Source organism: Mesorhizobium sp. B3-2-1 (assembly GCF_006439515.1).
Classification (GTDB): domain Bacteria; phylum Pseudomonadota; class Alphaproteobacteria; order Rhizobiales; family Rhizobiaceae; genus Mesorhizobium.
Genome location: NZ_VFTI01000039.1, coordinates 25,820 through 44,603, shown reverse-complemented (window position 1 = coordinate 44,603; position 18,784 = coordinate 25,820). Strand labels below are relative to the sequence as shown.

General features: G+C 62.4%; 12 protein-coding genes. 9 read left to right on the top strand and 3 right to left on the bottom strand.

What is annotated here, in order from left to right:
* Window positions 1–5 precede the first annotated feature (5 nt).
* On the top strand, window positions 6–935 hold the full coding sequence (locus FJW08_RS28760) for a hypothetical protein (RefSeq protein WP_140813260.1): 930 nt from the start codon (window positions 6–8) through the stop codon (window positions 933–935).
* A gap of 44 nt (window positions 936–979) precedes the next feature.
* Here FJW08_RS28760 and FJW08_RS28755 read toward each other — a convergent pair whose 3' ends face one another.
* Genes FJW08_RS28755 through tssI form a run of 3 tightly spaced genes read right to left on the bottom strand, consistent with a single transcriptional unit; the run spans window position 980 to window position 4,097 of the window.
* The gene (locus FJW08_RS28755; RefSeq protein ID WP_140813259.1) at window positions 980–1,315 is read right to left on the bottom strand and encodes a hypothetical protein; all 336 of its coding nucleotides are present in this window, start codon (window positions 1,313–1,315) and stop codon (window positions 980–982) included.
* The gene (locus FJW08_RS28750; protein ID WP_140813258.1) at window positions 1,315–1,758 is read right to left on the bottom strand and encodes a DUF6484 domain-containing protein; all 444 of its coding nucleotides are present in this window, start codon (window positions 1,756–1,758) and stop codon (window positions 1,315–1,317) included. The genes FJW08_RS28755 and FJW08_RS28750 overlap by 1 nt, the downstream gene beginning before the upstream one ends.
* Before the next feature lie 11 nt (window positions 1,759–1,769).
* On the bottom strand, window positions 1,770–4,097 hold the full coding sequence (gene tssI, locus FJW08_RS28745; RefSeq protein WP_140813257.1) for a type VI secretion system tip protein TssI/VgrG: 2,328 nt from the start codon (window positions 4,095–4,097) through the stop codon (window positions 1,770–1,772).
* Here tssI and tagH point away from each other — a divergent pair.
* From tagH to FJW08_RS28705, 8 genes are all read left to right on the top strand, one after another.
* Window positions 4,078–5,409 carry a type VI secretion system-associated FHA domain protein TagH gene (gene tagH / locus FJW08_RS28740; protein ID WP_348642700.1) on the top strand — a complete coding sequence of 444 codons (1,332 nt, stop codon included), beginning with the start codon at window positions 4,078–4,080 and terminating at the stop codon, window positions 5,407–5,409. The genes tssI and tagH overlap by 20 nt on opposite strands.
* Before the next feature lie 310 nt (window positions 5,410–5,719).
* Entirely contained in the window at window positions 5,720–7,207 is a 1,488-nt protein-coding gene (gene tssL / locus FJW08_RS28735) for a type VI secretion system protein TssL, long form (RefSeq protein WP_140813256.1), read from the top strand.
* 20 nt (window positions 7,208–7,227) lie between these two features.
* Window positions 7,228–10,761 carry a type VI secretion system membrane subunit TssM gene (tssM, locus tag FJW08_RS28730; RefSeq protein WP_140813274.1) on the top strand — a complete coding sequence of 1,178 codons (3,534 nt, stop codon included), beginning with the start codon at window positions 7,228–7,230 and terminating at the stop codon, window positions 10,759–10,761.
* A 135-nt stretch (window positions 10,762–10,896) separates the two neighbouring features.
* Window positions 10,897–11,676, top strand: coding sequence for a PP2C family serine/threonine-protein phosphatase (locus FJW08_RS28725; protein WP_140813255.1), 780 nt, complete (start codon window positions 10,897–10,899; stop codon window positions 11,674–11,676).
* Window positions 11,673–14,318 (top strand): serine/threonine-protein kinase, encoded by a 2,646-nt coding sequence (locus FJW08_RS28720; protein ID WP_140813254.1) that lies wholly within the window; start codon window positions 11,673–11,675, stop codon window positions 14,316–14,318. The genes FJW08_RS28725 and FJW08_RS28720 overlap by 4 nt, the downstream gene beginning before the upstream one ends.
* A gap of 12 nt (window positions 14,319–14,330) precedes the next feature.
* Window positions 14,331–14,831 (top strand): DUF1036 domain-containing protein, encoded by a 501-nt coding sequence (locus FJW08_RS28715; protein ID WP_181183084.1) that lies wholly within the window; start codon window positions 14,331–14,333, stop codon window positions 14,829–14,831.
* Window positions 14,828–17,254: a M23 family metallopeptidase gene (locus FJW08_RS28710; protein WP_140813253.1), complete on the top strand. Its 2,427-nt coding sequence runs from the start codon at window positions 14,828–14,830 to the stop codon at window positions 17,252–17,254. Before FJW08_RS28715 ends, FJW08_RS28710 begins: the two co-directional genes overlap by 4 nt.
* A gap of 231 nt (window positions 17,255–17,485) precedes the next feature.
* Window positions 17,486–18,718 (top strand): caspase domain-containing protein, encoded by a 1,233-nt coding sequence (locus tag FJW08_RS28705; protein ID WP_140813252.1) that lies wholly within the window; start codon window positions 17,486–17,488, stop codon window positions 18,716–18,718.
* Window positions 18,719–18,784: the final 66 nt, after the last annotated feature.

The window sequence follows — 18,784 nt, the reverse complement described above, 5'->3', positions numbered from 1 at the left end:
TAGCGATGACGTCGAAAAACCCATTCGCCCATCTCAGGCCGGATCAGATCGACGTAGAGGTAATGAGCGGATTTCATCTAGAGGGGAGATATTTCAGCGTCTCGGTTCAGATGAGTGACGAAAACGACGAAATCGGGCACTCATATCTGCTGAAAGTCCTGTTCGATGGAAAGACACTTCGCTACGAGACACTGCTCGAGGTTCCAAATCTTATCCTCGCGCATGTCAGCCCTACCCCAATCGACCACGTCGCATTGGAAATCGGCGGCACGACCCATTTCCTCCACGGCACCGCACATGCTGCCAGCGGAACCCCCGACCTATTCTTTAACAAGCTCTACCATCATGAAGGCGGCGCGGTTTATTTGTATGGCGAGCATGGAACTGTTTGCGTTGCCGAAGGCCATGCCTGGCGGACAATCAAGCCGATCGCCAAATCTTTCCTACGGGCCATGCATGGCGCGCGCAACGGGCCTGTTCATGTGGCGGGAGACGACGGCACGTTACTTCGCCTTGCTGGCAGCGGCTGGAAGAGAATTCCTCTGAACTTCAACCGCTCGATCAATGCGCTTCAAGTTGCCGAGGACGAGGTTGTAAACATAGGCTGCGAAGACGGCTATTGCTTCCAGTACTTCGAAGACGACCTTACGGCCATCGAAGCGCCTGACCGGGACTTCTTCTCGATTTGCGAATTCAAGGGCAAGCGCTATTGGGGCGACGATGAGTATGGCCTCTATGTCCAGAAGGCGCTGAAGCTCGCCCCGCTCAGAGAGTTGGGGTACGGATATGCGATGCAGGCGTCGAGCGAATTCATGGTCGTGGTTGGTTGGAAAGAAGTCTTCGTGTTCGACGGGTCAACCTGGTCCGGATTCGAGTTCGGATATGACAAGGGCCTTCATGCCAGCATAATCGACATGTCTCGCAGGTTCTTGTGAGACATGTCGCCCGAAAACGCCAGGCCGCGTCAAAAGGCCTGCAATCATCGCTTTGCAGCGGCCAGATAGCCTCGAACTTTTTCGAGATCGAGCGCCGCAATGCGCGGTGGATCGGGTACGGAGAGCATGCGCAGGACGAAGAGCTCGCCCGCCTCCGGAAACGCCTCATATGCTTTTGTGGCGATCGCCAGCCCTTCGGGCCCCGCTACCCTCAAGCCGTCCAAATGCGCCTCGATCCTTGCAACAAGGCGCGCCAGGCGCACCTCGTCCATATCAGGGTTCTCGTCTGGATGAAGCAGGTGATAGTCGTACACCGTCCATAGGAACGCCGCCATCTCGGCATGCTGACGGACGATTTCCGGGAGAACAGGCACTGGCATCAGTTGAGATTCACGGATCCGCCGCGGATACGGTTCGCGGCGCTGGCGTGACTGGTCAGGTAGGTTCCACGTATCGTGATATGGCCATCCTTCTCCATGATGATCGTGGCCTTGCCGCAGCGCAGTTCGATCCGCTCGTCGCCGACGATTTTTACATTCTCGCCGTCGCGGATAACCCGTGCCGGCGCCGCCTTGCGCGCTGGCTCGACGATCCGGCCAACGATAAGAGGCCGTCCCAGATCGCCCTCCTGAAACAATAACGCCACTTCGGCTCCGATCATCGATGAGTTGAGCTCCGTCAAGCTACGAGCCGGAATGGCGGTCTGCTTCGGATTGCCCGGAAAAACCACTAGCGGCGCGTCCTCACCGAAGCCGAGGAAAACGCCGATCACCACGCCTTCGATCTTTTCACTGATCTTGGTCTTCCCAACGGCCTTCGTCATACGAGCCAACCCTAATTCTGATTGATCTTGCTGCCCTTCATGGTGATGTCTTTCGAGGCTTTGACGCCAATCTCACCTGAACCTACGATGGTTATGTCTTTTCCTTCGATCGTGATCGTTCCATCCTTCTTCAAAGCAATTCCCGCCGAACCACATTTAATCATTATGGAATCACCCGCTTCGATCAGCAGGGCCTTGCCCACCTTGATGGCGCCGTCTTCGCCGATTTCGACAGCGCTACCTTTTGCTATCTTGAGCGCGCGCGCGCCGCCCACCTCAGTGGAATCATCATTGGCTACCTTGGTGGTGCGGCCCTTGCCGATTTCGGAAGTATGCTCGCCTCCGACAGTGAAACTCTGATCGGCGCCAACATTGACCGTTTGCCCCGCCCCGACATTCCAGCTGTCTGCGGCGCCGATGTCGTGGCTTTGCGCCGAGCCCACGGTCACACTGCGCGACGCACCAATCGTGTTCGTCTGCGCCGCGCCGACACTGCGCGTCTCTGTGGCGCCCACGGTGTCGATGCGACCCGCGCCCACCGTCACCGTCTGTACCAGCCCGACCGTCTGCGAATGGTTGGAGTCGATTGTTTCCGACGAATTGGCACCGATATGGATCGTCTCATTGGCGCCGACCGTCAGCGAGCGGTTGGCGCCCACCGTCTCGGTGTCGTTGCTGCCGATGTTGGTGGTCTGATTGACCCCGACCTTGACCGTCTTGTCGTTCCCGACATCCTCGTCGAGGTTGTGGCCGACGGAGTGCTTGGCGTCGTGGTCGATGCGGTCGGACTGGTCGTGCTGCACCGTCTTTTTACGGTCGTGCTTGACCAGCAGATGGTGGTCCTTCTGAGCCTGGAAATTGACCAGTTCGGAACCGGCCTTGTCCTCGAACATTAGCTCGTTGTAACCTCCGCCGCCTTTCGAGGAATTCGACTTCCAGCCCGATTGCGTCGCGTTGGCCGGCAGCGCGTAGGGCGGCATTTCGGCGGCATTGTAGACACGGCCGGTGATGATCGGCAGGTCGGGATCGCCCTCGATGAAATCGACGATGACCTCCTGGCCGAGGCGCGGGATCTGGATGAAGCCCCAGCCGCTACCGGCCCAGGTCTGCGACACGCGCACGAAACAGGACGAGTTCTGGTCCTTCTTGCCGAGGCGGTCCCAATGGAATTGTACCTTCACACGCGCGTATTTGTCGGTGAAGATTTCCTCGCCCGACGGGCCGACGACGGTCGCTGTCTGCGGGCCGCGCATGATCGGACGCGGCGTGATGCGCGGTGGCCGGTAGGGCAATTTGATGGGCGCCACGCCCAGCACCACCTTGAAATTCTCGCTGTGGGCCTCGTTCTGGGTCCGATAGCCTGGATCGAACAGGCGGTATTCCGCGCTCACAACAAGATATTCCGTATTCTGGTCGTCGCGCGGAAAGCTTTCGAGCGTGAATTTGCAGCCTGAAAAAAGGCCGCGCACGGTGCCCACCGCCGTGCTGTGCTGGTGCACCGCCTGGAGTTCCTCGCGCCGGATACCCGCAATCTTATCGCCCCGCCCAACATCGAGATGCGCGCCGGGCTGGCGATAGTTTTCGCCCGAGGCTTCCTTATGGCTGAAGGGCTGGGCCGATTTCGCCATCAGATCGGCGCCAGGCTTCTCGAAATCATAGTCGGCATGGGCATAGGCGCCTGGTCGCACCGCGCTGCCTGGGATCCATTCGGTAATGTATTCAACGTCGCGCCGCGAGCCGTGGCCTTCGAAATTATAGAGCACCTTTTCGTAGCCGGGCACCGGCTTCAGCTTGCTCATCGCATCGCACAGCACCAGCGTGTGCTTGCCCTCGTCATGCTCGAAGAAATAGAAGATGCCTTCGTGCTCAAGTAGCCGCTGCACGAAATCGAGATCGCTCTCATCGTACTGCACGCAATATTCGCGCGAGGGATAAGACCCCTGCAGCCGCTTCTCGAATTTGGCGATGCCGTATTTCGAGAATATCTTTTCAACGATCTCGACCGCTGTCATGTTCTGGAAAATACGGCAGTCGGTGGTGTTGCCGAGGAACCAGAGCCATGGCCTGACAGTTGCCTCGTAGAACGCCAGCCGGTCCTCGATGCGAGTTAGCTTGAAATCCGACACCAGGCCGCTGAACCAGCGCTTTGGATCGGATTCACCTTCGACCGAAACGACCCCGCCCAGCATCTTCAGTGGATCGACGTCACGGCTCTTGCTGACGAACCCGACGGTATAGGCAAAACTTCGGCTGATCTCGTCACGGCCGACAAGATGGGTAAAGGTCAGCACATCGGCGCTAACCGGCGTGTGTACAACCGTGGCACGTTCGTTCGGCATGGGTCGTGCCCCTCCTGGACGCGGCCGCCAGTGTGATGGATTGAAGCCCCCGCTCCGTAAACTGCATTACGCACGAGAGGTATTCGAATTCACCGCATCGGACCGCTGCAAGCCTAGCATATGTTTGATGGAGGCCAAACAGAAGCAATGGCTAAACCGTGGCATGCATTCATGTGAAGGACACCTGTCCCACTGCGCTGGCAAGATGCTAGAATGTCTAGGATTTCAGGGTTGCCAGTGGCGTCGAATGTTCATTTCGCTCCAGATCAGCAATGTTGACAGACTGCCGCCAGGCATCGCGACGAGCTATACCGCCCGCGACCGCAGCTTCGAAATCGGGCGCGAAAATTGCGATTGGACACTGTCGGACCCTGAAAAAATCATCTCGGGCCGGCATTGCGAAGTCCGCTATCAAACTGGCTCGTTCTGGCTTCATGACGTCTCGCGCAACGGCACTTTCGTCAACGGCTCCCGCCAGCGCATGAATGCGCCGCATCGGCTGGCCCAAGGCGACCGGCTGCTGATCGGCCGTTATGTCGTCGCCGTTTCGGTCGACGAAGAGCGCGTCGCCACCGGTCATCCCCAAGCCAGGACCGGTTCGACGCAACGCGAGTTGCCGCCCTCGACGGGAACGCCGCTGGAACTGGGCAGCGCACTATTCCACAAGCCGGCGGAGGCAACGCCGGTGTCGACGTCCCCAGTGCTGCAGCCCAGCCCCGCTGTCCCGGCCAGGCAGCCAGGGGAAGCGGACGGGATACTGCGCGATATCGCCAGGGCGGCCGGCTTATCGCCGGAGTTGTTGCAGTCGCGCGACCCGAATGATGTCGCTGCCGAGATCGGTGCGGTGTTGAGAACCACGGTTGAGCAACTGTCCTTGCTGCTCAAGGCGCGCGCGGCGGCCAAGGTGCTCGCCAAAAGCGCGCACCGCACGATGATCGGCGCCGATGACAACAACCCACTGAAATTCGTGCCGGGCACCGACGACATACTCGAGATCATGTTTGCCAAGCGCCGGGCCGGCTATCTCGACGCCAGGCATAGCATCGAGGATGCGTTCCGCGACCTGAAGACCCACGAAATCGCGACCTACGCCGCCATGCAGGCCGCGCTCTCGAGGCTGCTCGACGACCTGTCGCCGGAGGCGATCGCCAAAAGAATCCCGCCTGCGTCCTTTTCATCCAGGAAAAGCCAAGCCTGGGATGCGCTCGTGGCAACGTGGCGGACGATGGAGGACAAGCACGAAAACGGTATGCTGGACGTCTTCCTCGCCTATTTCGCAGAAGCCTACGCGAAGGCTGGCAAGCAGAAATAGCCTGGCAAGCAGAAATAGCCGCGCTCGGCCAATGTCGTCAGCAACGCCCTTACGGGCTGTGTGAGGGACCGCTAGACGGAGCCGCTTCCTTGATCCTCCTGCTTTCCGATTTCAATCGGCTTCGGGTGCGACTAGGATAGCGCATGGGTGCTTGCCTGGCTGGCAAAGCGGCGTGGCTTGGGGCGTGTGCAGGAATGTCATGTTTCGGCAAGATCAGTCTTTCCATCCGGCACGCTGTTGATACCCTGCCTGGTACGCCCCTATCATCCCGCCTGGAATATCCCCATAGCACCTCGACGGTGGTGCGCCGATGAGTTCGAAGGACGATCCCTCCGAGCCGCCGGACAAAACCGTCATCCGTGCGCCACGGCCAAGGCAAAAGCCGCGCGTGGCTCCCGATAGTTCCGGTGCTCCATCACCCGCCAGGGAATCGACGGTGTTCGACCCCGGCCTCGGCCGACAAATCCCCCCCGGCTGGTCGTCCGGAACCGTGGTCTTTCAGGGGGCCAGCCACGGAGCTGAGCCCGCGGCGGCACCGGCGTTGCAGCAGGACGCCTTGCTCGACGCCACCGCTGGCGTGAAGTATGCCGCGACAAATCCTATCCTTGCCGCCGCAGCCCCCTTGCTCATGCTGTTCGGTCAGCTGCGGCTGATACCGGTCGAACGGCAAGCCGCAGCCTTGGCGGAGCATATCGCAGACGCCATCGAGACCTTCGACCATACCATTGCCAAAGCCGGTATTGGGGAAGAAGACGCACGGATCGCGAAATTTGCGCTTTGCGAGACCGCCGACGATCTCGTCGGCAACCTGCCCTGGCCGAACAAGGAAACCTGGCTTCAGCACAGTCTGGTGGTGCAGTTCTTCCACACACGACCGACAGGCACCGGCTTCTATGAAGCGCTGAACAACATCCTCGCCAAGCCTGAAGCGCATTACGACCTGCTCGAATTGATGCATGCCTGCCTGTCGCTGGGGTTCGAGGGCCAGTATCGGGGATTGTCCGGCGAACGGAACAAACTCGAGCGCGTTCGGCAAGACGTCTACGACACGCTGCGCTATTTCAGGCCGCGCGCCGCCGAGGACATTTCGCCTCGGTGGCAAGCCATGGCGGCGGCAATGGCCAGGCCAGGAGGGCGGCTGCCTCTGTGGACGATCGCAGCCGCCGCAGCGACCCTTGTGACGGCCGCCTTTTTCGGGCTGCGTGTATTGATCACGGACGAAGGCGACGCGACCGCCGGCGAGTTGCTGGCGCTCAATCCTTCCACCCCGGTCACCATTGAACGCGCCAGCGTGGCGACACCCGCCGAACCGGTGCAAGCCAACCCGCCGCCACCCGCTCCGCCGAACACCACGCAGATCGACCGCATCCGCACGGCACTCGCCCAGGAGGTCGCCGCCGGCGGACTGAACGTCGGTACGAAGGGTGACTTCATCGTTGTCGAGATCAGCAACCGGCTTCTGTTCGCATCCGGCCAAGCTGAGTTGAAGCCGCAGTTCCAGCCTATCGCGGCCGATATCGCCAAGGCCCTCGACGCCGAACCCGGACCGATCAAGATCGTCGGCCACACCGACAATGTGAAGCCAAAGAAGTCGAGCGCGTTCAAATCGAATTTCGATCTCTCAGTCGCCCGCGCGAAGGCCGTGCAGGCGATGATCGCCATGCAATTGAAGGATCCATCGCGTCTGAGCATAGACGGCAAGGGCGAAGACGAGCCCATCGCCGACAATGCGACGGCGGACGGCCGCGCCAAGAACCGCCGCGTCGACGTGATGATCCCGAAGGAGGAGTCGTTGTGAGCGGGCGCGGCGAGGAGCGGCTGATCCGCTGGGTGCTGCGGATCTTCAGCGTGCTTGCGTTGGTCGGCTTCTCGGCCGCCGTATGGTATGCCGGACCGCTGATCCGCTTCGCCGATACCCGCCCGCTTGGATCCGTGTGGCTGAGGGCGGTCATCATCGGCGTGACCGTCGCGGTGCTGGCGCTGTTCTATGGCATTCGCTCCTGGCAAAGGCGCAAGGCGCAAAAGGCGCTCGAAATGGCCATTGTGCGCAGCGACGAGCGGAGCGACGATTCACAGATGCTCGAAGCGCGCATGAGAGAAGCCATAGCGACGCTGAAGCGGACGAGCCGCAAGCGCAACTTCCTTTATGACGTTCCCTGGTACATCATCATCGGCCCGCCAGGCGCCGGCAAGACGACGGCGCTGGTCAATTCCGGGCTGAAATTTCCACTTGCGGGCTCCGGCAATGCCCAGCCGGTGGCGGGCGTTGGTGGCACGCGGTCATGCGACTGGTGGTTTACCGATGAAGCGGTGCTGATCGACACGGCCGGCCGCTATACGACGCAGGAATCGGACCGCGAGCGCGACAAGGCAAGCTGGCTTGCTTTCCTCGGATTGCTCAAGAAAAGCCGCGCCAGGCAACCGATCAACGGCGTGATCCTCGCCATCAGCCTCGCCGATCTCATTGGCCTCGACGACCAGCATATCGAGGCACATGTCACCGAAATAAGAAGCCGCCTGCGCGAATTGCACGAGACGCTGAAGATCCAGTTTCCCGTCTATCTGCTTTTCACCAAGGCCGATCTCGTCTCCGGCTTCATGGAGTATTTCGGTGAATTCGACGGATCGCGCAGGCGCAAGGTGTGGGGCACGACGTTCCAGACCGTCGATCGCACAAGGAACATGGCCGGCGAGGCGCCGGCCGAATTCGACGGTCTGGCGAAGCGCTTGGCGGAAGAAGTTGTCGATCGCTTGCAGGAAGAGGCCGACCCGGTAGCGCGCATCGCCATCTTCGGCTTCCCGGCGCAGTTCGGTGCCCTCAGGAACCGGATAACGCATTTCATCGGCAGTTTGTTCGATGCCTCTCGATTGCGGGTGAATGTCAGCCTTCGGGGCCTCTATTTCTCCTCTGGTACCCAGGAAGGAACACCGTTCGATCAGGTGCTGGGCGCAATCGGCCGCAGCTTCGGCACCACCTCGCAGGCGCATCTTTCCGGCACAGGCAAGAGCTTCTTCCTGCACGATCTCCTGACCAAGGTGATCTTCCCGGAATCGGGCTGGGTATCCTTCGACCGAACGGCCGAACGGCGCACCAGGCTCGCGAGACTTGTCGGCCTCGCCGCGATTGCGCTGGCGGCCTTGGCGGCGCTCGGCGCCTTTGGCCTCAGCTTCTTCGCCAACAAGTCGCTGATCACCTCCACCAGGCAGGCTATGGCACAGTATCGCGACAGCGCCGATTCGCTGCTCAAGAGCACGACGGTGACCGACGTCGACCTGGAAAACGTCATCGGCCCGCTTGACCAGCTGCGCAACCTGCCCGCCGGCTTCGAGAACGGCGACCAGGCAAAGTCGATCGAGGAGACGTTCGGGCTTAGCCAGCACGAGAGGCTGCTATCTGCCTCCAGAACTGCCTATCGGCAAGCGCTCGAGCGGACATTCCGCTCGCGGCTCTTGGTGCAGGCCGAGCGCACCATCCAGGCCAAGATGGCCGATCCGATCGCGCTCTACGAGCCCCTGAAGATCTACCTGATGCTGGGCGGCAAGGCCCCGAAGGTCGATGACGAGTTGATCGTTTCCTGGATGAGGCAGGATTGGGAAGAGAACCGCTATCCCGGCGAAAGCAACCGCGAGGGCCGCGCGCAGCTCGAAAAGCATCTGCGCGCCATGCTCGCGCTCGACGACGCCTACGATCCCGTCTTCGAACTCAACCAGCCACTGATCGAAGCCGCGCAACGCTCGCTTGGGCGCATGAGCCTTGCCGACCGCGCTTCGGCGCTGATCAAGTCGGCGGTCTACGCCGCAAGGCTGGAAGACCTCTCCGTTGCAGCGAAAGCCGGCCCCGAGGCGCAGCTGCTGTTCGAACGCATGGATGGCAGCGATCTCGCCGATCTCAACGTTCCTGGACTTTACACGCGCGCCGGCTTCAACCGCTTCTTCCTGCCACAGCTGTCGCGCATCGCGCAAATGCTCGTCAGCGACCAGTGGGTGCTCGGCGGAGGCGGCGAACAGGGCGGCATCGACCAGGACCTGCCCAAGCTCGGTCCCGAATTGATCGACCGCTACGGCGAGGAATTCTCCTCCGCATGGAACCGCGTGCTCGACCAGCTGAAGTTCAAGGCGTTGCTCAAGGACAAGCCGCAATATCTCGCGCTTTCCGCCCTCGCCGCGTCGGACTCGCCTCTCGATCAGTTGTTCACGGCGATCGCCGATGAGACTGCATTGACGAAGCAGAACACCACGGCCGAGGGCGAGAGCAGCGCAGCGCAAGAGGACCCACCCAGCATGGCCAAAGGTCTGGCACGCATCGGCCTGCAGATCGCCGGCGGCAAGTCGCAGAGCCGAGCCGGACTGGACTCGGCTGTCGCGCAGAATGCCGGCGCGGGCGTCGAGGCACAGTTTCGATCGTTCCAGGCCCTGGTTAGCGGCGTCAGTGGAAGGCGGCCGCTCGATGCGTTGACGCGGAATTTCCGCGACATCTTTCAAAGCCTCAAGCTTTCGGCCGATGTCCCTTCACAGACCGAACGCGTCAACGCCAACCTGCAGTTGCAGATCTCCACGCTGCGCGCCAATGCCTCCCGCCTTCCGAAGCCGCTGGCGCGCATGGTCAACGCGGCAGCGGACGAGTTTGAAGGCAATGTCGCCGAAGCCTCGGTGGCCAACCTCAACCAGAACCTCGACCAGACGGTCACGCGAGCCTGCGAGGAGGCGGTCAACGGTCGCTATCCCTTCGCCAGTGACGGCACCGAAGAGATCTCGATAGCGGATTTCGCCAAACTCTTCGCGCCGGGCGGGCTGATGGACCGCTTCTTCGCGCAGAACCTTGCGCCGCTGATCGATATGACCGGCCAGGAATGGACCTGGAGGCAGGATGTCCGCTCCAGCCGCGACCTGGCGAAGTCGACCTTGAAATCATTTCAGGCGGCCGCCGAAATCCGCAGCGCCTTCTTCCCTTCCGGCGGCTCGGTGCCGTCGGTTTCGATTACCTTCACGCCTTTTTCGCTGAATAGCGACGCTAACAACGCGGTTCTCAACATCGACGGCCAGACCGTCCAGAGCAGCCAGACGGGGAGCGCGCCAAGCACAGTGACCTGGCCAAACAGCACAGCCTCTGGTTCCGCCAGCCTCAGCCTGATGCCGGAAATGCCAGGCCGCGACTCCGCTCTCAGATTCGAAGGACCGTGGGCCTTGAGGCGTCTGTTGGACAAGGCGACCATCACCGCCAATAGCGCCAACACCGAAGCCCGCTTCGTGATCGGCGGACGAGACGTCGCTTACACCATGCAGACCGGACCCGGGCCCAATCCCTTCCTGCTGCCGGCCCTGTCCGGCTTCAGCTGTCCGAAGGCGTTCTGACATGGCTGTGTTCCAGCGCACCGCCAGCCACAGCGTTCATTTCGGTACTCTAACGTATGCGCTTGTGGCAGAGTGACCTGGGCACCCTGCCCATGCTTGGTCACAGAGGACGCTCGCGAAGCGCTTGGTGGCAAATTGAGCTCTGTCGCCCTTCCCATCGAAAGCTTCGGCGTGAGCCATAAGGGCTGCGTGCGCGACCACAATGAGGACAACTACCTGATAGAGCCGCAGACCGGCCTGTGGGTGGTGGCCGATGGCATGGGCGGGCACGAGGCCGGCGAGGTCGCGTCGGCCAGCATCGTCGATCATCTGGCGACGATCGGCATTGCGAGCTCGGCGCCGGACCTTCGTGCGCGCTTCGAAGACCGGCTGAGCCGCGCCAATTCCGAGATCCGTACCATCTCGCGATCCCGCGGCATCACCATCGGCTCGACCTTCGCGGCTTTGCTTGCCATGGACGGACGGTTCGCTGGCCTGTGGGCCGGCGACAGCCGCATCTATCTGGTCCGCAACGGCGCGATCTTTCAGGTCTCGAAGGATCACACCGAGGTCCAGGAGTTGCTGGACCGCGGCATGATCAGCGCAGAGGAAGCGCTTACCTGGCCGCGCCGCCATGTCATCACCCATGCCGTCGGCGTCAGCGATGAACTCGAGATCGATTTCCAGCAGGGCGAGCTGATGCCGGGGGATGTTTTCATCCTGAGCACCGACGGACTGACGGCGCATGTCAGCGACGCCGAGATCGAAGCCGCGGTGATATCCGCAACGCCCCAGGCGGCGTGCCGAAGCCTGCTGGAGACGGTGCTGGCGCGCGGCGGAACCGACAATGTGACCATCGTACTCGTGAAGATCGGCGGCGGGCGCAACGGTGCGCTCCATTCGGATCGGTCCGAAGCGGAGAGCCTGGCGAGATGAGCGACGACGACAAGACCCGGATATCGACGAACGACATCTATGCCGGCGTCGGCACGCAGCTCAGCGGCATTTACGAACTCGACGAGAGGATCGCCTCCGGCGGCATGGGAGAAGTCTATCGCGGCCACAACATCCAAACCGGCGACCATGTGGCGATCAAGATCGTACTGCCAGAATTCGCCCGCGATCAGACGATCCTGTCGCTGTTTCGCAAGGAAGCGTCGATCCTCAATCACCTGTCGCATGACGCTGTGGTGCGCTATCACGTCTTCACCATCGATCCGAGGATCGGCCGCCCTTATCTCGCGATGGAGTTCGTGGACGGCCAGTCCCTGTTCGACGTGATGCGTCGCGGACCGATGCGGGCGGAAGACGTGCGGCGGCTTTGCCATCGCCTGGCATCGGGGCTCGCCGCGGTGCACCAGGCGGGCGCGGTTCACCGGGACCTCTCGCCGGACAACATCATTCTGCCTGGCGGGCGGGTGGAAAGCGCCAAGATCATCGATTTCGGCATCGCCCGGTCGGCGGCCGCAGGCGGTGAAACGCTGATCGGCGGGAAGTTCGCCGGCAAATACAATTACGTTTCGCCCGAACAGCTCGGCCTCTATGGCGGTGAGGTCAGCGAGCAGTCCGATATCTATAGCCTCGGCCTGGTGCTCGCCGCGGCATTGCGCGGAAAGCCGCTCGATATGGGCGGCTCGCAATACGAGGTGATCGAGAAACGCCGGACCGTGCCGGACCTGTCTGACATAGATCCCGATTTCCAAGAGCTCATTGCCGCGATGCTGCAGCCGGATCCGCGCGATCGGCCGGCCAGCATGGCCGAGATCGCCAGGGAAACGCGTGGCGAGGATGTCGACGTGACGTTGCCGCCGGTATCGTATGGTTCGCGTGAACGCTCGGGCTTGCTGCGCGCCGGCTGGACGACACTGCCCAAGTCCAGGCTCCAGCCTTCGGCGTCTCCGGGCGAACAGCGCTTCGTTGAACACGTGCGGCCGGCGCATCTGTCGCAACCAGGGTCCGCGCCGACGCCCGCGCCGGCCAGCGCCACCACGCCGGCTGGGCCGCGAAAATCGTCGCGGATGCCGGCCATCGCTGGCGGCCTTGTGACGCTGGCGGTCCTGTTGGGGGGCGGCGTTTACTTCAGTGGCATGCTGGCGCCATCGCCGGCCGAAAAGGAACTCAAGCCTCTGATACCGAAGCCGGTGGCCCAAACACCGCAAGCGGAAGCATCGAAACCTCAGCCACAATCACCGGTGCAGCCTCGGCCGGAGCCGTCAAAACCTGACAGCGCTGCCACCGTCGAAACGGTGAAGCCACCTGCCCTGCCGGATGTACAGGTGAAGACCCCAATACCGGCTGAGAACCAGGCGGAGGCGGCGGGCGAGCAGACGCCGGAGCCGGCCAAGCCCACCGAAATCCCCGTACCGACCCCCAAGCCCGAGGTGCCGCCGGCGACAGAATCACGGCACCCCGCCGAGCAGGCGCCGGCCGCCCAGTCCGAATTGACGGCCAACAACAATCGAGCGCAAGTGCCCTCGGTCGAGACCAAGCCTGCCCAGACGCCGGCCGCGAACCCGCCAACGGCAGTGCCGGTGCCAAAGGCTGAGGAGAGTGCGAACTCGTCAAAACCAGCCAGCGCGCCGCCGAAGGCGTTCGAGCCAGGCCAGGTGGTGGCAGAGGGCAAGCCGGCACAGGAGGCAACCCCGCCGGCGACAAAACCAAGCGCAACCGACCTCGTCGACACCCTGTCCAAATTGGCCAAGCCGAACGCCTCCTCGCCTCCGATTGCGCAGAGCCCCGTGCCGGCGCAGCCGACCAGCCCGCCGGCTGAACAGCCGGCGCCGACCCCGACCGCCAGCCAGCCGCAACCAACCGCGCCATCAGAGCCAACGCAGGCGGCGCAGCCGTCCCAACAACCGCAGTTGCCGGTAACCACGCAGCCCGAAAATACCGAAGTCGCGATCAATGTGCCCAAGCCGGCGGTTCCGCCGGCGAAGGCGGTCGACGAGACGGCGCAACGCGCCTCATGGGTGCGCGACTTCAGCGGCGGCGACTGCTTCTACGCGTCGCTGACACCGGACAATGCCAGCGCCCCCGCCATCGAGGGCTTCGCAAGGGCCGTGCAGCCGTTCGAGCGGATGCTCAATGATTTTCGGTCGAGGTTCCATGTCGAGCCGGACATCAGCGTCCGTCTCATCGAGCAACCCCAGTGTGAAGTGACAAACTTCCTGCGCTTCATCGACCGGAACCGTGCGGAAAGTCCGCAGCTCGTTCTCGACCGGACATCGGTGCCGGATGGCGCGCCGATCAGCGGCACGCTGGTAACGCATGGCGGGCTGGTTTCCAACGTCATGCTGATCGACCACAGGGGCATCGCCTTCAACCTCGACGATCGCATCGTGGCGCAAGCCGACAAGGCGACTTTCAACATCCCCATCGGTCTAGGCGCCGCCGACAAGGCGGCCGGCAAGGCCCTGCCGCAGATCATGCTGGTGATCACCGGACCGAAGGACATCCAGGCCGCGATGTTCTCGAGACCGACACCGGTCTCCGAGCTTTTGCCAAAGATCCTCGAGGAGATCGGCTCCGACGGCTCGGGGTTTTCCGCCACCGCCAAATATTTCCGGCTCGGCGGATAGATATGAACGCCGATGGACCTTCGCCCCTCGCATTCATTTTGCCAGCCCTCGTCACGCACAAAGCGTAGCTGGTTTCGATTATTGCCGGACTTTTCCCACCGCCTGGCATTTTCCGCGCTGTTCGGCGCGGCGCTGCTCGTTGTCCTCTCGACGAGCAGGGCGCATGCCGAATTCACTGTCTGCAACCAGACGCTCGACGTCGTCAACCTCGCCGTCGGACAGAAGGTTGACAATGCCGATCAGACCGATGGCTGGTGGACCATCGGCGCCAACCAGTGCGTGAACATCATCCGCGAGGAACTGGCCAACCGCTACATCTACCTCTACGCGACCGACGTGTTCGGCCACGCGATCCTCAACGGATCGACCGAGATGTGCGTTGATCGGCGCCGCTTCTCCATCCGTGGCATCGAGGAGTGCTGGCAGCGCGGTCACATCGCGGCGCGTTTCGTCGAGGTCGATACGCTGGAGCAGGTGCGCTGGACCTATTTCCTGACCGGAAACAGCCCGTGACGCACAGCATCGACACGAGCTTCAAACAGAAGAAGCTGGCGCGCTTGGCCGAGCGCAGACGCAAACTCTGGCGCCGCGTTCTTGCTGGCGTTGCAACGCTCACCGTCATCGCGATCGCCACCGGCTTCTATCTTACCAAGGACAACTGGTCGTTCGGCGACGAGGATGAGGAACTGCATCCCGTCGAAGGTATGGAAGACGTGCCGCCCGACGCCTCGGTCTATGTGCCGGCCATCATCGACCTTGCCGGTGACCCGATGTGGATCACGCTGGCGCCCGATGCGGACACCGCCGCGAAGGGCCACACGGTTGCGCGCCCGGCCGAACTCGATAGTTCCGGGGCCTCGCCGCAGATCGAGATTCTGTCCGACGTGATGCTGAGCGCCAGCGAGAAGTTCATGACGACGATCCCGTCGACGCAGGAGGATTTTGCCTTCTTCAAGGCGCAGCGGCAGACTGCTCCGAAGCCTTCAACTGGCCCAGACGATCAGCAACCGACCTCGCCCGCACCTTCGCCCAACAACCAACCGGGCGATCTGGCGAACGACCTGCAGGCGCCGCCGGACGCGGGCGATATCCCCGCCGGTTCGGCGCCCAAAGCCGACGCAGACTCCCCCGAGGCCGGCTGGGGCGAGACCATCGACCAGGGAGAGGCAGCGCTCCCCGCCTTCAAGAGAACCGCTATCGAGAACAACACCACAGTCGCGACCGTCACCAGCGAATATCAGCGCTTCGCGGCGACAGAGGACACTTTCGTGAAAATTCTCAACGACCGCAGCCTGGAAAGCGTGGCGCTCGACGCGCATTTCTCCGAGGAGGACGCCAGGCTTGCGGGCGAGGCGCTGAAAGCGCTGTTCAAGCGCGATGGGCTCGAGGCCGGTTTTGTGGTCGCCATGCGAGGCTTCCGGCCGAACCGCGAGACGACGACGCTGTCGCTGATGCAGGTCTCGGTCTACGCAAGGAACGTCTATGTCGGTACGCTGACGCGCAACGCAGCGGGCGCCTTCGTTTCAGGGGTCGACCCCTGGGTGAGCGAGGACCTCTTCAACTATTCCGGTGCCTCGGACCAGGGCGGGCCCAAGCGGCAGTACCGCCTGCTCGACGCAATCTACTCGACCGCGGCACGCAACAAGGTGCCGACCAGCGTGATCGGCGAAGCGATCATGTATCTGTCGAGGGGACAGGATCTCGACGCTTTCGCCAGCGAGGACCAGCGTCTGGTGATGATCTATTCGCAGAGGCCGCGCGACCAGGGCGAGATCTCCGGACGGGTGCTTTATGTCGGCGTCCAGGGTAAGGACAAGAACCTCGACTGCTTCGTCTTCCAGCAAAGCGATGGCCAGTATGCCTGCGTGACCGGCGATGATCAGGTTCGTTCGCTGACCGTCAGCAACGGCATGGTCACGCCGGTCGCCGGGGTGATGACGTCGACCTTCGGCCCACGCAAGCATCCGATCCTCGGCACGGTTCGGATCCACAAGGGCGTCGACTGGGCGGCTCCGGTCGGGACGCCTGTCATGGCCGCTTTCGACGGCGAGATTTCCTTCCAGGGCGATGGCGGCAGCTATGGCAATCTGGTGAAGATCACGCATGCCAACGGCCGCGAGACGCGCTACGCGCATATGCAAAAATTCGCCATCGCCAGCGGTGTCGGCACCAAGGTGAAGGCCGGCGACGTCATCGGCTATATCGGCACTACAGGGCTTTCGACGGGCCCGCATCTGCATTTCGAGCTCTACGAGAACGGCGAGGCGATCGACCCGCTCGGGACAGTCACCGCAGTCACCACCGCCGTTTCCGCCAGTTCCGGCGGGCCCGGCGATTCCGCGGTCGAGACGCTGACCGACCGGATCGTCCACGTCGAAAGCGGCGGCAGCGCCCGCGCCAAGAACCCCAACTCGTCGGCAACCGGCGCCGGCCAGTTCATCACCAAGACCTGGATCCGGATGATGAACACCTATCGTCCCGACCTTGCCCGATCGCTTTCGACCGGCGACCTGCTCGCGCTTCGCTATGACGCGACGCTGTCGCGCGAAATGGTGCGCAATCTGGCGCGCGAAGGGGAGGCCTACCTGCGCGCCCGCGGCCACCAGATCACCGCCGGTCGCCTGTATCTTTGCCATTTCCTTGGCATGGAGGGGGCGCACCAGGTGCTGGCGGCGCCGGGTTCGTCGCAATTGAGCGCCGTGCTGGGATCAGCCGTCATCCAGGCTAACCCGTTCCTGACCGGCAAGACCGTCGGTTACGTCATCGATTGGGCCGAGCGGAAAATGGGGCAGAAAGTGCCGCGCGTGGTGACCGATCAGACCCAGCCGACGACCACCACGACCGAGGTGCGGCAGACGTCGCCGGAGTTCGAGAAGTACAAGCAGGCGATAACCGCGCTGCTCAATTCAATCCAAGAGAGGCTTGAGCCAGGTTAGTGACCGTCCCTGCTCAAAAGCGACACAACGATTGCCTGGTCGACGATTTTGACACTGACGGCTAGTATATCGGCAAAATATTTGCAGAGGCCAGAGTGCACCCGGTGAACCTAAACTGTCGTCGGGGCGACATAAGCCTGAGAGCCATTTTTGACGAAGCGACATTGTCGCTGACGAATTGAGCATGCACAGACATCAATACCGTGCCCCGATGGGCCGGAGGGCTGATCCATGAAACTGTTTGCCATCCTTTTGAGCGGACTTGTCCTTTCCATCCTTGCCGCCTTCGGCGTCCAGGCCGCAACAGCCGAGAGCAAGCGTGTCGCGCTGGTCATCGGCAACAGCAAATATGTCAACGCCGTTGCCTTGCCTAACCCGGCGAACGATGCCCACCTGATTGCGTCGACGCTGCGCAACGCCGGCTTCGAAGTGATCGAAGGCGTCGACCAGGACAATGCCGGCATGCATGGCCTGATCAGCAAATTCACCGAAGAATCCTACAACGCGGACCTCGCGGTCATCTTCTACGCCGGCCACGGCATGCAGGTCGACGGCAAGAACTATCTCATACCGGTCGATACCGACCTGACTTCACCCGCCTATCTCAAAACGCGCACAGTTCAGATCGACGAGTTCATGGCGGCGCTGCCTGCCGATCCCGCCGTCGGCATCATCATCCTCGATGCCTGCCGCGACAATCCGCTCGCTCGCACGCTGGCCACGGCGCTGCCCAAGAGCCGCTCGCTCGGCGCCGGCCTCGCGCCGGTGGATGCAAAGGCAGACGGCGTCGGCACCGGCGGTGTCTTGATTGCTTATGCGACCGATCCCGGTGCTGTCGCTTTCGACGGCAACGGCGTCGACAGCCCCTACTCCCTGGCATTGGCCAAGCACCTGACCGAAGCCGGCGTCGAGATCCAGAGTGCGCTGACGCGCGTGCGCGGCGACGTGACGGAAGCCACGCAAGGTCGGCAGCGCCCATGGCACAACGCATCGCTGGGGCGCGAGGTTTTCCTTGGCAAGCCAGCGGCACAAGCCGCGGCGGCGCCGATCGCCGATGCAGCCAAGACGTCGGCCTCGCCCGCCCCTGAGCCGGTGGCCAGCGATCCGCCATCCTGGGAGGTCGAGCAACGCCTTTGGGATGAGGCCTCGAAAAACAACGCCATTCCCTATTACGAGGCGTATCTCGACCAATTCCCGAGCGGCCGCTTCGCCACGGTGGCAAGGCTCGACATCGACCAGCTGAAGGCGGGCAAGCAGACTACGGCGCCGCCGAAGAAACAGGTCGTGCAGAAGTCCCGCACCCTGAAGCCGGTGCCACACAAGCAACAGAAGGTTGTCCAGCGCAGGCGCAGCAGCGAGACCATTGTGCGCGACGAGCCGCCGCCGAGAGACAACAATGACTTCCTGGCCAGGGCGCTCGTTTTCGGCAGCGGCGTTGTGATCGGCAGCGCGCTCAAACATTGATCAGTAGGCATCAAGGGGGAATCGGCGTTTTGACAAGATCCCTTGCCAGTGTCGCTGTTAAGGATC